The sequence below is a fragment of the Pantoea sp. EKM101V genome, assembly GCF_011800325.1.
Classification (GTDB): domain Bacteria; phylum Pseudomonadota; class Gammaproteobacteria; order Enterobacterales; family Enterobacteriaceae; genus Pantoea; species Pantoea anthophila.
Genome location: NZ_JAALFP010000007.1, coordinates 79,780 through 93,753, shown reverse-complemented (window position 1 = coordinate 93,753; position 13,974 = coordinate 79,780). Strand labels below are relative to the sequence as shown.

The following is a 13,974-nucleotide window of genomic DNA, read 5'->3' as shown; positions in this document are numbered from 1 at the left end:
CAAACACCAGAACCTGGCTTCGGCTAAACCAACAAAGGTCTCTGTGATGAAAGCACCTGACATTCCTGCCGACGAGGCACAACGTTTATCGCAGCTGCGTGCGCTGAACATCATGAACACCACCGCGGAGGAACGTTTTGATCGTTTAACCCGTCTGGCCCGCCGCCTGTTTGACGTGCCTATCGCGTTAGTCAGCCTGCTGGAAGCTGACCATCAATGGTTTAAATCGGCTCAGGGCTTTGCACCGCCGGGATCGCCGCGCAATATCTCCTTCTGCGGACACGCTATCCTGCAGGATGAGATCATGATTGTTGAAGATGCGCACAAAGATGAGCGTTTTCACGACAACCCGCTCGTCACCGGCGATCCACACATCCGTTTTTATGCCGGCTGTCCGCTGCGTGCGCCAGGCGGCGCCAAACTGGGTACGCTCTGCATCATCGGACGCGAGCCGCGCCAGTTTGATGAAGAGGATCAGGCTACCATGCGTGACCTGGCCGCGATGGCTGAAGCGGAGCTGGTCGCCTTTCAGACCGCCACCTGCGACGAACTGACGCAGATAACCAATCGCCGCGGCTTTATGACCCTGGGACAGATGGTGCTGAACGAATGCCGGATGAAAAACCGGCCAGCCTCACTGACGTTTCTCGACCTCGACAAGTTCAAGCAGATCAACGACTCGCTGGGCCATCGCGAAGGCGACCGGGCGCTGATGGACTTTGCCGACGCGATGAAGGTGGTGTTTAAACACTCCGATCTCTTTGCCCGACTGGGCGGCGACGAGTTTGTGGTGCTGCTCAATGGCATGTCGCAGCAGCAGAGCGAAGCGCTGTTACAGCAGTTTGCCTGCTATCTGCGTCAGCAGTCGATCAGCCTGAATCGTCGTTACCACCTGCAGTTCTCTTCCGGCATCGTCGAATTCGATCCGGCGCAGCCGCAGTCGCTGGAACAGCTGCTGCACGACAGCGATGAGCGGATGTACCAGCGTAAAAAGCAGAAGCGTGTCGCGGTATAACCTCAGCCGCCGCCGCGGCTGAAAGGTCAGGGACGCGCCAGATCGTCGAGCAGGGCCTGATTAAACTTTGCAGGCTCTTCCATTTGCGGCGCGTGCCCCAGGCCCGGAAACTCAATCAGCCGCGCCCCCGGAATGCGTTTTGCGACCGCTTTACCGAGCACCCTGTAATCGCCCAGCCGCGCTTTCACCGCCGGCGGGGCGATATCGCTGCCGATAGCCGTGGTGTCGGACGTGCCGATCATCAGCGTGGTCGGCACCTTCAGATCGCCGAACTCATAAAACACCGGCTGCGTGAAAATCATGTCGTAGATTAAGGCGGAGTTCCACGCCACCTTCTCATGCCCCGGCCCGCTGTTGAGTCCGGCCAGCATATCGACCCATTTGTCATATTCAGGTTTCCAGCGGCCCGCGTAGTAGGTCTGCTGCTCATACTTCTTAATGCCCTCTGCGCTGAGCCTGAGTTCCCGCTGATACCACTGATCGACGGAACGCCACGGTGCCCCTTTCGCTTTCCAGTCTTCCAGCCCTATCGGATTAACCAGCACCAGCTTCTGCGTCTGCTGCGGGTACATCAGCGCATAGCGCGTCGCCAGCATCCCGCCGGTGGAGTGACCCACAATTACCGCCTTCTCCACACCCAGCCGGGCAAGCAGCTGATGCGTATTGTCGGCCAGCTGCTGAAAGCTGTACTGATAGCGGGCGGGTTTGGTGGCGCTGCAGAAGCCAATCTGATCGGGCGCGATAACGCGGTATCCCTGCTGACTGAGGGCGCGGATGGTCTCTTCCCAGGTGGCACCACAGAAGTTTTTACCGTGCATCAGCACCACGGTTTTCCCGTTGGCACGCGCGACGGGTTTCACATCCATATAGCCCATGCTGAGCGACTGCTGCTGCGATAAAAAATCAAAATGGTGCAGAGGATAAGGGTAGTGAAAGCCTTCCAGCTGTTCGCCATAGGTTGTGGCGGCACGGGTGGGGAGAGAGGTCAGCAAGGTCAGCAAGGCCAGCGAGGTCAGCAGCACAGCAAGCGGTTTCTTCAGCAGAAATGTCGGGCCCATCCGGGATTCTCCAGGTTAAAGGTGAGTCGTAAGCCTGGCAGGTCGCGGAAAAAAATCTATTGATGCGCTGTGCGGTGGCGAAGTGCTCACCCGGGCTGGCGCTGCATCCGCGCCGGTTGCCGCCTTATTCCGCCAAAAAAACCAACAGATTAATTACATCTCATCTTATTTATTAATAAGCACCGTTTAAATGAACCTCATGAGAGGTTGCGATTCAAATCCTGAAGAATCTTTACGCAAAGAATAAGCACATTAAGATAAATAATTCAGAATGCCCGCACGTTAAACGGGGGGGTGCCTATGAACGACAATAAATATAATGAAAGCGTAATTGTCTCCATCACTGAGTGGATTAATCACAATCTCGATCAGCGTTTAAGTATTGATGATATTTCGGAAAAGGCGGGTTACTCCAAATGGTATCTGCAGAAACTCTTTGCCCGCTATCATAATGAAACGCTGGCGCGCTATATCCGCAGAAAAAAGCTTAACGCCTGTATTCATGATTTAAAAAACAGCCGTACGCCCATTATCAGCCTGGCGCTGAAATACCATTTTGAAAGCCAGCAATCCTTTACCCGCTCATTCAAACAGATGATGGGCTGCACGCCGAGCGCCTGCCGCAAGCGTCCGCTGAGTAATGGGAGCAGCGCAGCGCTGGCAGAGGCGCAGAATCCCTGTGCCCTGTGCGGCTACGCGCGGCCCGACGCGGAGATTCAGCCGCGCTGTGCCGTCACGGTGCGCCCTGTTACGCGCCCGGCACGCGGTTATGCGCAGGCCGACACTTTCCGCGATGCCGGTTAATCACTCATCCGGCTGATAATACTGCACACCAATCTGAATCCGCTCACGTCCCTGAGCAACGCGATGACGATTGGTGTCGCGCAGTGAATAGACACAGCCGCAATATTCCTGCTGATAGAAACTTTCGCGCTTGCTGATTTCGATCATGCGCGCCGACCCGCCACCTTTACGCCAGTTAAATTCCCAGTAGAGCAGATCGGGATAAGCGGCCGCTGCACGGACACCGCAGCTGTTAATCTGCTTCATGTCTTTCCAGCGTGAAATCCCCAGACAGCTGGTCATAACGGGAAAGCCGTTTTCGTGGGCATAGAGCGCGGTTCGTTCAAAGCGCATATCAAAGCACATGGTGCAGCGTTCACCGCGCTCCGGTGACCACTCCAGACCGCGCGCCCGCTCAAACCAGTTGTCCCGGTCGTAGTCAGCATCCACAAACGGCACGCCAAATTTTTCAGCAAAACGAATATTCTCCTCTTTGCGCAGCTCATACTCTTTGAGCGGATGAATATTCGGGTTGTAGAAATAGATCGTGTAATCAATGCCGGATGCCAGCATCGCTTCCATCACTTCACCCGAACAGGGGGCGCAGCAGGAGTGCAGCAGGACTTTATTATGACCGCCCGGCAGAGGCAGCGGCTGACGCTGGAAAGGTTCAGACATAAACACCTTCAATCAATAGCAGGAAAGCGGCAGTGTAATGCCGCCGGTGACGAGTTGCAAAATCTGCGCGGCTTTGTGTAATCGTGCCCCTGCCCCTGTTTTGCCTTCGTCGCCACTTCATTGATATCTCATGCTTTATTTTGCGGCTCTGTCTGACTGAGCGGTAACAGTGGCCGGAAGTGTGATCGGCAACACACTGACGTCGACTATGTTTACATAACATTAACAATGTTGACACTGGACTACCGCAAGGAGACTCGCATGGGCGCGGCAAAAAAATCGGGAAGTACGCAGAACCGCTTTACCTGGTTCGTCTGTTTTATGGCTGCGCTGTCCGGCCTGCTGTTTGGCCTGGATATTGGCGTCATCGCCGGTGCCCTGCCGTTTCTGGCGAAGGATTTGCAGATCACCAACCATCAGCAGGAGTGGGTGGTCAGTTCGATGATGTTTGGCGCGGCGCTGGGTGCGCTGGCGGCGGGCTGGATGTCATCAAAGCTGGGACGCAAGAAAAGTATGCTGGCAGGCGCGACGCTGTTTGTGATTGGCTCGCTCTGGTCAGCCTTCTCACCGGATGTGACCTCGCTGGTCTGCGCGCGCGTGATTCTGGGACTGGCGGTAGGCATCGCCTCCTACACCGCGCCGCTCTATCTGGCTGAGATTGCGCCTGAGCGTATTCGCGGCTCAATGATCTCCATGTATCAGCTGATGCTGACCACCGGCATCGTAGTGGCCTATCTCTCCGACACGGCTTTCAGCTACAGCGGTAACTGGCGCGGCATGCTCGGGGTCATCGCGATTCCGGCGGTGATCCTGTTTATCGGCGTGCTGTTTCTGCCCAACAGCCCGCGCTGGCTGGCGGCACACGGTCGGTTTAATGAGGCGCAGCGGGTTCTGGACCGGCTGCGTAACAGCAGCGAGCAGGCCCGTGAGGAGCTGGAGGAGATCCGGGAAAGCCTGCAGGTGAAGCAGCGCGGCTGGTCACTGTTCCGCTCGAATGGCAATTTCCGCCGCGCGGTGTGGCTCGGCATGCTGCTGCAGGTGATGCAGCAGTTTACCGGCATGAACGTCGTGATGTATTACGCCCCTAAAATCTTCAACATCGCCGGGTTCTCCAGTACCAGTGAGCAGATGTGGGGCACGGTGATTGTCGGGCTGGTCAACATGCTGGCGACGCTGATTGCCATCTTCTTTGTGGATCGCTGGGGCCGCAAACCCATGCTTACCACCAGCTTTCTGGTGATGGCCGTGGGGATGGGGGTGCTGGGTACGCTGCTGCACATCGGCGTTGAGACCGACTTCCGCAAATATTTTGCGGTGGCGATGCTGCTGATGTTTATCGTGGGCTTTGCGATGGCAGCCGGTCCGGTTGTCTGGCTGCTCTGTTCCGAGATCCAGCCGCTGAAAGGGCGTGACTTCGGGATTACCGCCTCCACGACCACCAACTGGGTCGGCAACATGATTGTAGGGGCAACCTTCCTCACCCTGCTCGATCAACTGGGGAATGCCAACACCTTCTGGTTCTACGGCGCGCTGAATCTGGTGTTTATCGTGCTGACGATGATGCTGGTGCCGGAGACCAAACATGTGACGCTGGAGCACATCGAACGCAATCTGATGAAGGGCAAAGCGCTGCGTGATATCGGGGCGTAACCGCCCCGACGCGGCTTACCACTGCAATGACTGGCCGGCGTAATCGACGTAGTGATGTCCTCCACGACCGCGCCAGTGGGTCAGCTGCCGGACGATACCTTCTGCGCTCTCTTCTGCCGTCAGGGGCGCGCTTTCGCCACCCATGTCGGTTTTTACCCAGCCGGGATGCAGCGTCAGCAGCGTTCCGCCCTGCGCGTCCACAGCAGCGGTCAGGGTGCGGCTTAACATGTTCAGTGCCGCTTTGCTGGCAGCATAAATCGGCATCTGCGCATCCGGGTTTTCATTCAGGCTGCCGAGCTGGGAGGAGGTCAGTGCCAGCACACCACTCGGCTTCAGCAGTGGCAGTAATATTTCTGCGCTGCGTACCGGCGCGATGGCATTGGTCAGGAAGAGCTGCGCCAGTTCCTGATCGTCACTCTGCGACAGGCTCTGGTGCGACGGCCCGGAAATGCCGGCATTAATCAGAATGGCATCGAACCCCTCACCGGTGAGCTGGCCAGCCAGCTCTTCCACCGCTGACGCTTGGGTCATATCCAGCGCGTGCCAGCGGATTTCGGGCCGGTTGCCCTGCGCCGGGATGCCGCTGCGATGGGTGGCCGTGACCTGCCAGCCCTGCCCGGCGAACGTCTGCGCCACCGCCAGGCCGATACCGCGTGAGGCGCCGATAATCAATACCTTATTTTGCTGAGCCATATTCACTCCTCGTTAGTGGTCTCATCACAAGCTTAACGGCAAATCGGCGCAGAGCGCGGCCCGCCGTGCTTTTTCGCCGGGCCACCGCACGTCAGGTAACTTTTCGCTGCTGGCAGAGGAGGTTGCCTCTGTCAAAAAAATATTGCTACGCGTATTGCAATGCGCATCAAGCCGCCATCGGGTAGCGGCTGAGTGTATGTTTTAGTGGGGACTGAATGAAGGCCTGGCACTTATACTGGATCAATCCGGCAAATCCTCCATTCATCTCAACAACTCTTGCGAAAAAACCTCGTTTCGATGTTCACTAAATAGCCAACTTCATTTTTTTCTGATAATTTTTTCTTACTTTATTCTGAAGTTGAGGAAAAGCTCGACATAACCTAACTTTATCAACAATCTGATTAATATAAGAAAAAACAAACCCAATCCTTTTACATCCCGGCAACTTCATTACACAAGCTAATGAAGTCCAAACACACGGCTCAGGTCGAACAAAACAGGGTGAGCAATGGATATTTTCAATAACCTCAATGGTCTATCAGCTAAGATTCAGCAACAGGCAGCAATTATTCAGACAGAAGAAGCTACTAAAAGCGCTTTTGTCATGCCCTTCATCAGCCAGATACTGGGATATGATGTTTTTGATCCCACAGAAGTTATACCTGAGTTCATTTGTGATGTCGGAACAAAAAAAGGTGAGAAGATCGATTACGCCATATCTAAGGGCGGTGAAATTCAAATCCTGATTGAATGTAAAAAAATTGGCGAACCTTTGAATGTTAAACATGCTTCGCAGCTGTTCCGTTACTTTCATGTGACTAATGCCCGGATTTCTATCTTAACAAATGGCCAGCTTTATAAATTCTTTACCGATCTCGATGCACCAAACAAAATGGACGAGAAGCCTTTTTTAGAACTGGATTTGTTGGATATTGACGAACACGTAGTGCCAGAACTGGTTAAACTAACTAAAACGGCTTTTGATGTTGATTCGATTGTCAGTGCAGCCGGTGAGCTTAAATTCATCAGCCAGATAAAAAAGATGATTTCCAGTCAATTCAGCGAACCCGATGAGGACTTCGTTAAGCTTTTTGCCTCACGTGTTTATGACGGCATACTCACACAAAAAGTCAGAGAACAATTTTCTGTTCTGACTAAAAAGGCTGCTACACAGTGGCTCAATGATCAGGTGAACGAACGACTCAAGTCGGCAATTAGTGGCGGAACCATGGTATCAACTCAATCCAGTGCCGATATTTCCAAAAGCAGTACTGACGAAAAAAGTGAGGCAGACAGTAGTAACATCGTTACTACTGAAATGGAAATTGAGGGATTTCATATCGTAAAATCGATAATCAGAAAAGTTATTGAACCTCAACGTATCACTTTTCGCGATACCCAAAGCTATTTTGGCATTTTGATTGACGACAATAATCGTAAGCCGATTTGCCGCCTTCATTTCAATCGGAGCCAGCTTTATATCGGGTTGTTTGATGGCGAGAAGAAAGAGACCCGCCATCCGATAACATTGCTAAACGATATCTACAACTTTACCGATCTGTTAAGAGAGACCGCACAGCAATACAGTTAAAGTCAGGAAGCCAGGATGTTTTCCTGGCTTTACTTATCCCTGTGTGTCCCGGCTTTTATCATCCGGACTGTCGCCGTTCTCATTCCCCTGGCTCTTCTCCACTTCCTGGGGATGGCCCATTGAGAGCGCCGTGGCGCTGGCCGGATCGAACAGTGACAGGCTTTCAATCTGGTCAACCATGATTACCTTACGAAACGACATCGCATCTTTCGGTGTCGAGTCGAGCGTAATGCCATGCTCGGCATACCATTTGCTGTAGTTGTGCTCCACCGCCAGCTTCAGCGTCTTGCTGTCGCGATAGCCACTCAGCATCGGAATCAGCACAATGTTTTTGGTGCTCTCATATTCGAACGTGGAGGCGTGAACCATGCCGATGTAGATGCGGCGGGACTTCAGCGTGATCCACGCCAGTTCACCCTCTTCCATGCACTGAAACAGCAGTTGCTCCACGCCGTTAGATCGGGAGAGCCGCTGATAGAGATCTTTACGGCCTGAAACGTTCAGCCGTGCGCTGCCCGCCCAGTTAGAGCGGTAAAGACAGAGCAGGATCGCGAAGGCCAGCATAATGACGACCGGAGCCTGGATGCCAAGAAAGCTCCAGTTCATGAACTCCACCTGCCACTTCAGATGGGCGCCCGGTATAACCTGAACAGCATTTGCCAGCGCGGAGATGCCCAGCAGCAGCAGCCAGACAAGGCCGGTGGCAAAGACCCCCTGCAGGACAAAAATACAGCCATACAGCGCGACCAGGAAATAGACGTCCCAGCCTGATGAGCGGCGGATTTTAAAACGGCTGTTGAGATCGCGGCTGGTATACCAGTAACCACTCACCATCAGGACCATGAATATTGCGGTACCCACCTCAGACTCCCTTTAACGCGTTCACATGGCGGGAAAAATCTTCGTGGACTTCCTCGCTCAGCGTGTTGACCGAGATATTGCCGTTTTCATCAATGATGATGCGTTCACCTTCGGCAATCGAGTCGTTGATATCCTGGCGGGTCATGATCTGCAGAAATTTCTCGGGACTGGCAAAGACCGACTTAATAAACCTGAACATAGCGATCCACTTGTGAGTCAAAAAAAGAAGTATGTGACTGAATCCACACTCTCGCCCAATTAATTTCAGGGGAAATTTCTTAAAATCAGCTAATTAGCGAAGCGGTAAGGCGTTGTTTCCGGCGATTTTTTCCTGAAAACCTCAACGTTACCAGCGGCCTGGCGTCGCAGACGCCTCCTGTTCTGTTGGATTGAGCTGCGGGGACGCGGCTCTCTCTCCCGGCCAGGAAAGACTAAGCTCAAGGGTCATCCGCGTACTCTTACCCTGTCTGAAACGCATCGAGGAAAGTTTGCATGAAACTACGAACAATGGGCCGTACCGGTCAGCGCGTCTCTGAAATTGGCTTTGGCGCCTGGGCTATCGGCGGAACCTGGGGAGAGGTCAGCCTGGAGGATGCCAGAGCCGCACTGCATGCCGCGCTGGATGCGGGCGTCACCTTTATCGATACCGCCGACGTCTATGGCGATGGCCGCTCCGAAAAAATCATTGCCGAAGTGCTGAAACAGCGCGGCGGCGAACGCCCTTTCGTGGCTACCAAACTGGGGCGGCGCCTCTCTCCCCATGTGGCTGAAGGCTACAATGCGAAAAACCTCAACGATTTCATTGACCGCTCGCGGGATAATCTGCAAACCGACACGCTGGATCTGGTCCAGCTGCACTGCCCGCCAACCGAGGTCTATTACAGCCCGGAGGTGTTTGCGGTGATGGATGAGATGGTGGCCGCCGGAAAAATCCGTCACTACGGCGTATCCGTTGAGAAAGTCGAAGAGGGTCTGAAGGCGCTGGAGTTTCCCAACGTCGCGTCCATTCAGCTGATTTACAACATTTTCCGCCAGCGTCCGGCTGAACGGCTTTTGCATGAGGCGAAAAGCCGTGATGTGGCTATCATCGCCCGTGTGCCGCTGGCATCAGGCCTGCTGACCGGCAAAATGCATGCCGACAGCGTGTTTGCCGCTGACGATCACCGCACTTTTAACCGTCATGGCGAAGCGTTTGATAAAGGAGAGACCTTTTCCGGCGTGCCTTATGAGGTGGCGCTGGAGGCGGTTGAGGAGATTCGCCGCTTTGTTCCGGGCGACATCACGATGGCCCTGTTCGCGCTGCGCTGGATCCTGATGAACGACGATGTCAGCGTGGTCATTCCCGGTGCGAAAAACCGCGAGCAGGCGGAAGCAAATGCGCGTGCCAGCGGCGTTGACGCGCTCTCTGCGGAAACGATGGCGGCGCTGAAGCAGCTCTATCAGGAGAAGATCGCGCCCCACGTGCATCAGCGCTGGTAAACGGGCGTTACAACGCCTGGGCGCAGGCCCAGGCGGAACTCCAGGCCCACTGGAAGTTATATCCCCCCAGCCAGCCGGTCACGTCCGCCACTTCACCAATAAAGTAGAGTCCCGGCACCGCGCGCGCCTCCATGGTTTTTGAGGAGAGCTGCGTGGTGTCCACGCCGCCCAGCGTCACTTCGGCGGTGCGATATCCCTCGGTGCCGTTTGGCTGGATGCGCCAGGCGTGCAGGGTCTGCGCCAGTTCCGTTTGCTGTCGGCTGTTGAGCTGCTTCAGCGTGACATCCGGCACCACGTTCAGCGCCTGCAGCACTTCCACCAGCCGTTTCGGCAGGATTTTGGCCAGACTGTTTTTCAGGCTGAGGTTAGGATGGGCGTCGCGCTGCGCCGTCAGAAACGGTGCCAGCGGGGTGGCGGGCGACAGATCGACCGTCACGAACTCACCCGGCTGCCAGTAGCTGGAGATCTGCAACACCGCCGGGCCGGATAGCCCGCGATGGGTGAAGAGCATCGCCTCTTTAAAGCGGGTACCATCCTGGGCATCGATGGTGGTGTCCAGCGCGACGCCAGAGAGCGTCTGCAACTGCTCCAGCAACGGTTTATGCAGGGTAAAGGGCACCAGTGCGGCCCGCGTCGGGAAGACGCTCAGCCCGAACTGCTCCGCAATTTTGTAGCCAAACGGCGAGGCACCCAGACCCGGCATCGACAGGCCGCCGCTGGCGATCACCAGCTTTTCAGCCTGCACCGTGCTGCCGTTGAGTTGCAGCGTATAACCGCGCTCATCGCGCGTGACGCTGAGCACTTCACTGCGCAGCCGCAGAGTGACATTGCCCCTGTCACACTCGGCCATCAGCAGATCGACAATCTGCTGCGCAGAGTCGTCGCAGAAGAGCTGGCCCAGGGTTTTCTCGTGCCAGGCGATGCCGTGGCGATTAACCAGATCGATGAAATCCCACTGGGTATATCTGGCCAGCGCCGACTTGCAGAAGTGGGGATTGTGCGACAGATAAGCCGCCGGTTCCGTGTAGAGATTGGTGAAGTTGCAGCGCCCGCCGCCAGACATCAGAATTTTGCGGCCTGGCTTCTTGCCATTATCCAGCAGTAATACGCGGCGTCCCCGCTGTCCGGCCTGGGCGGCACAGAACAGGCCTGCGGCCCCGGCACCAATGATGATAACGTCAAACTGTTCCACTGCAGCTCACTCATATAACAGGAAAGGCGCAGATTGTAGTGATCTGCTCACTGAGACGCCAGCGTCAAAAAATTGCCGTAAATGTGTCATAATGTATCTGCTTAATATCTAACCCTTTTTCGCTGACTTACGCGTCAGGCTTACAACGAAAGGTCAAATTAGGGCTATATTTTCCTTTCCCATACAGCACGTTGTCGCGGATAATGCGCCGCGTTCATGTCCTCCAAAAATGGCGTAACGTTTATGCTACATCTGTTTGCTGGTCTAGACCTCAGTACGAGTCTGTTATTGGTTCTTGCCCTGCTGTTTGTATTGTTTTACGAAGCGATCAACGGTTTCCACGACACGGCCAACGCGGTTGCGACGGTCATCTATACCCGTGCCATGCGTGCCCAGCTTGCTGTGGTCATGGCAGGCGTATTCAACTTCCTTGGCGTGCTGCTCGGTGGATTGAGTGTCGCTTACGCTATTGTTCATATGCTTCCCACCGACCTGCTGTTAAATGTGGGATCGGCACACGGTCTCGCCATGGTGTTTTCTATGCTGCTGGCGGCGATTATCTGGAACCTCGGCACCTGGTATCTCGGTCTGCCGGCCTCCAGCTCCCATACGCTGATCGGCGCCATTATCGGTATCGGTCTGACCAACGCCCTGATGAGCGGCACCTCGGTCGTTGATGCCCTCAACATCCCGAAAGTGCTGAATATCTTCCTTTCTCTGATCCTGTCGCCGATCATCGGCCTGGTGATTGCGGGTGGCTTAATCTTTATTCTGCGCCGCTACTGGAGCAGCACCAAAAAGCGTGCGCGTATTCATATGACGCCTGCTGACCGTGAGAAGATCGACGGCAAGAAGAAGCCGCCGTTCTGGACCCGTATTGCCCTGATTGTATCGGCAATCGGCGTCAGCTACTCGCACGGGGCAAACGACGGCCAGAAAGGCATTGGTCTGATCATGCTGGTCCTGATTGGCGTGGCTCCGGCGGGGTTCGTAGTCAACATGAATGCCTCCGGTTACGACATCACCCGCACCCGCGATGCGGTCAATCACCTGGAGCAATATTATCAGCAGCATAGCGCCTCGCTGACGCATATCATCCAGATGGCACCGCCAAAGCTGCCGACACCGGAAGAAGTGCCGGCCACCAGCCCGCAGGAGTTCCACTGCGACAGCGCCCGCGCGCTGCAGGCGGTTCAGCGTGCTCAGGGACTGCTGAATAACCTGCAGAGCTATGATCAGCTGACGGTTGAACAGCGCGGTCAGATGCGTCGTCTGCTGCTCTGCATCTCCGACACTGCTGACAAGGCGGCGAAACTGCCGGAGACCACGCCCGATGACAAACGCTTCCTGGGCAAGCTGAAAAGCGACCTGCTCGGCACCATTGAGTATGCGCCGATCTGGATCATCATGGCTGTGGCGCTGGCGCTGGGCACCGGCACCATGATTGGCTGGCGTCGTGTCGCCACCACCATTGGTGAAAAAATCGGTAAAAAAGGCATGACCTATGCGCAGGGCATGTCAGCTCAGGTGACGGCCGCGCTGTCGATTGGCGTCGCCAGCTACACCGGTATGCCGGTTTCGACCACGCACATCCTCTCCTCATCCGTTGCCGGTACCATGCTGGTTGACGGTGGCGGATTGCAGAGCCGGACCATCAAGAACATCGCGATGGCGTGGGTCTTCACCCTGCCGGTCTGTATTGTGCTGTCAGGTTCGCTCTACTGGATTGCGTTAAAACTGGTGTAATGCCAGCTAAAAAGGGCGACTCCGGTCGCCCTTTTTTAATGCCAGATCGCCAGCGCCACCAGGCTGATAATGACCAGTCCGCACAGCGCGCTGGTCAGAATAAACTGTCCCCGCACCCGCTCGCAGCGCCGGATAAACTCATCGTCATGATGGTCGAGATAGCGCTTAGCCCAGATATAGGTCACCAGCCTCACCTGCTTGCTCGGCTGACCGTGAGAGGTAAAAAAGCCCGCGCCGTCGACATACTGATAGAGCAGTGGATCGCACCCCCGTAATACCGCCAGCAGTGCGCGCAGAGATGAAAAATAGCGCGCCATATTCACGATACATACCACACAAAGCGCCCAGAAAAGCGCAACCGTGCTGATCATATTCTCCCCCTCCCGACTGGCGGCGCAGTCGCTGACCCAGCGATAAATCCCTGAGCAAACCTGCCGTCATCACCAGCCACTGAATCACCGGACTGCGAAAGTTTTCGACCCCCTGAGCGGCTGCGAATCGGACCGCCTTTTTTCAGTGTAGGAGAAATCTTTACGTTTTTTCCAACGATGATTTTCGTTCGGCGCGAGTAAATCCGGCACAGCCTTGATCTTATTCACAAGCCAGACGGCAACCACAGCATTTACGGTGAGAGAAGACTATACTCAGGGCATAACTACATCACCTGCAACGCAGGCAGACACTTTGGTGGCGCTCATCGCCCGCTCGCGCAAGGGATTTCGCTCAGCTGTGACGCGGCAGGAACACCGGATGCCATCCTTAATCTCGCGAAAGGAGTTTTATCATGGCTTATAAACATATCCTGATTGCAGTAGACCTTTCCCCCGAAAGTCAGTTACTGGTGGATAAGGCCGTTTCGCTGGCTCGCCCGTACGATGCCCGCATTTCCCTGATTCACGTCGACGTGAACTACTCCGACCTTTACACCGGTCTGATCGACGTTAACCTGGGGGATATGCAGAAGCGTATCTCGGAAGAGACGCACACTGCCCTGAAAGGGTTATCAGAGGCGGCCGGTTATCCGATCAGTGAAACCCTGAGCGGCAGCGGCGACCTGGGTCAGGTTCTGGTCGATGCCATTAAGAAGTATGACGTCGACCTGGTGGTCTGCGGTCATCATCAGGATTTCTGGAGTAAGCTGATGTCTTCGGCCCGTCAGCTGATTAACACGGTGCATATCGATATGCTGATTGTGCCGCTGCGCGATGCCGACGACGAATAAATCCTT

The 13,974-nt window shown here is 55.2% G+C and carries 14 protein-coding genes; 7 read left to right on the top strand and 7 right to left on the bottom strand.

Annotated elements, in window-relative coordinates:
- The first annotated feature begins 46 nt into the window (after window positions 1-46).
- Window positions 47-1,015 (top strand): diguanylate cyclase, encoded by a 969-nt coding sequence (locus tag HFD92_RS12785; protein WP_009087845.1) that lies wholly within the window; start codon window positions 47-49, stop codon window positions 1,013-1,015.
- Between the two features lie 26 nt (window positions 1,016-1,041).
- On the opposite strand, the gene HFD92_RS12780 is transcribed toward HFD92_RS12785, so the two are convergent.
- Entirely contained in the window at window positions 1,042-2,073 is a 1,032-nt protein-coding gene (locus HFD92_RS12780) for an alpha/beta fold hydrolase (protein ID WP_167429057.1), read from the bottom strand.
- 300 nt (window positions 2,074-2,373) lie between these two features.
- On the opposite strand from HFD92_RS12780, the gene HFD92_RS12775 reads away from it, so the two are divergent.
- The gene (locus HFD92_RS12775; RefSeq protein WP_167429056.1) at window positions 2,374-2,877 is read left to right on the top strand and encodes a helix-turn-helix domain-containing protein; all 504 of its coding nucleotides are present in this window, start codon (window positions 2,374-2,376) and stop codon (window positions 2,875-2,877) included.
- Here the strand turns inward: HFD92_RS12775 and HFD92_RS12770 are convergent, their stop codons facing one another.
- Window positions 2,878-3,534, bottom strand: coding sequence for an epoxyqueuosine reductase QueH (locus HFD92_RS12770; protein WP_009087852.1), 657 nt, complete (start codon window positions 3,532-3,534; stop codon window positions 2,878-2,880).
- A gap of 261 nt (window positions 3,535-3,795) precedes the next feature.
- Here HFD92_RS12770 and HFD92_RS12765 point away from each other — a divergent pair, with 261 nt between their 5' ends.
- A complete protein-coding gene (locus tag HFD92_RS12765) occupies window positions 3,796-5,184 on the top strand; it encodes a sugar porter family MFS transporter (protein WP_046100768.1) in 1,389 nt (462 codons plus the stop codon).
- Window positions 5,185-5,199: 15 nt separating this feature from the next.
- On the opposite strand, the gene HFD92_RS12760 is transcribed toward HFD92_RS12765, so the two are convergent.
- Complete coding sequence (locus HFD92_RS12760) at window positions 5,200-5,877, bottom strand: SDR family oxidoreductase (RefSeq protein WP_167429055.1); 678 nt, start codon at window positions 5,875-5,877, stop codon at window positions 5,200-5,202.
- 508 nt (window positions 5,878-6,385) lie between these two features.
- On the opposite strand from HFD92_RS12760, the gene HFD92_RS12755 reads away from it, so the two are divergent.
- Window positions 6,386-7,468: a type I restriction endonuclease gene (locus HFD92_RS12755; protein WP_140925618.1), complete on the top strand. Its 1,083-nt coding sequence runs from the start codon at window positions 6,386-6,388 to the stop codon at window positions 7,466-7,468.
- 33 nt (window positions 7,469-7,501) lie between these two features.
- Here HFD92_RS12755 and HFD92_RS12750 read toward each other — a convergent pair whose 3' ends face one another.
- Window positions 7,502-8,329, bottom strand: coding sequence for a hypothetical protein (locus HFD92_RS12750; protein WP_033736088.1), 828 nt, complete (start codon window positions 8,327-8,329; stop codon window positions 7,502-7,504).
- Between the two features lies 1 nt (window position 8,330).
- Window positions 8,331-8,528 carry a hypothetical protein gene (locus HFD92_RS12745; protein WP_033736089.1) on the bottom strand — a complete coding sequence of 66 codons (198 nt, stop codon included), beginning with the start codon at window positions 8,526-8,528 and terminating at the stop codon, window positions 8,331-8,333.
- A gap of 293 nt (window positions 8,529-8,821) precedes the next feature.
- On the opposite strand from HFD92_RS12745, the gene HFD92_RS12740 reads away from it, so the two are divergent.
- On the top strand, window positions 8,822-9,808 hold the full coding sequence (locus HFD92_RS12740) for an aldo/keto reductase (protein WP_167429054.1): 987 nt from the start codon (window positions 8,822-8,824) through the stop codon (window positions 9,806-9,808).
- A 7-nt stretch (window positions 9,809-9,815) separates the two neighbouring features.
- Here the strand turns inward: HFD92_RS12740 and HFD92_RS12735 are convergent, their stop codons facing one another.
- On the bottom strand, window positions 9,816-11,000 hold the full coding sequence (locus tag HFD92_RS12735) for an NAD(P)/FAD-dependent oxidoreductase (RefSeq protein WP_140029788.1): 1,185 nt from the start codon (window positions 10,998-11,000) through the stop codon (window positions 9,816-9,818).
- A 243-nt stretch (window positions 11,001-11,243) separates the two neighbouring features.
- On the opposite strand from HFD92_RS12735, the gene pitA reads away from it, so the two are divergent.
- Window positions 11,244-12,746 (top strand): inorganic phosphate transporter PitA, encoded by a 1,503-nt coding sequence (gene pitA / locus HFD92_RS12730; RefSeq protein ID WP_009087862.1) that lies wholly within the window; start codon window positions 11,244-11,246, stop codon window positions 12,744-12,746.
- Between the two features lie 35 nt (window positions 12,747-12,781).
- On the opposite strand, the gene uspB is transcribed toward pitA, so the two are convergent.
- Complete coding sequence (uspB, locus tag HFD92_RS12725; RefSeq protein ID WP_009087864.1) at window positions 12,782-13,117, bottom strand: universal stress protein UspB; 336 nt, start codon at window positions 13,115-13,117, stop codon at window positions 12,782-12,784.
- A 413-nt stretch (window positions 13,118-13,530) separates the two neighbouring features.
- On the opposite strand from uspB, the gene uspA reads away from it, so the two are divergent.
- Window positions 13,531-13,968 (top strand): universal stress protein UspA, encoded by a 438-nt coding sequence (gene uspA, locus HFD92_RS12720; protein ID WP_009087866.1) that lies wholly within the window; start codon window positions 13,531-13,533, stop codon window positions 13,966-13,968.
- The last annotated feature ends 6 nt before the right edge of the window (window positions 13,969-13,974 follow it).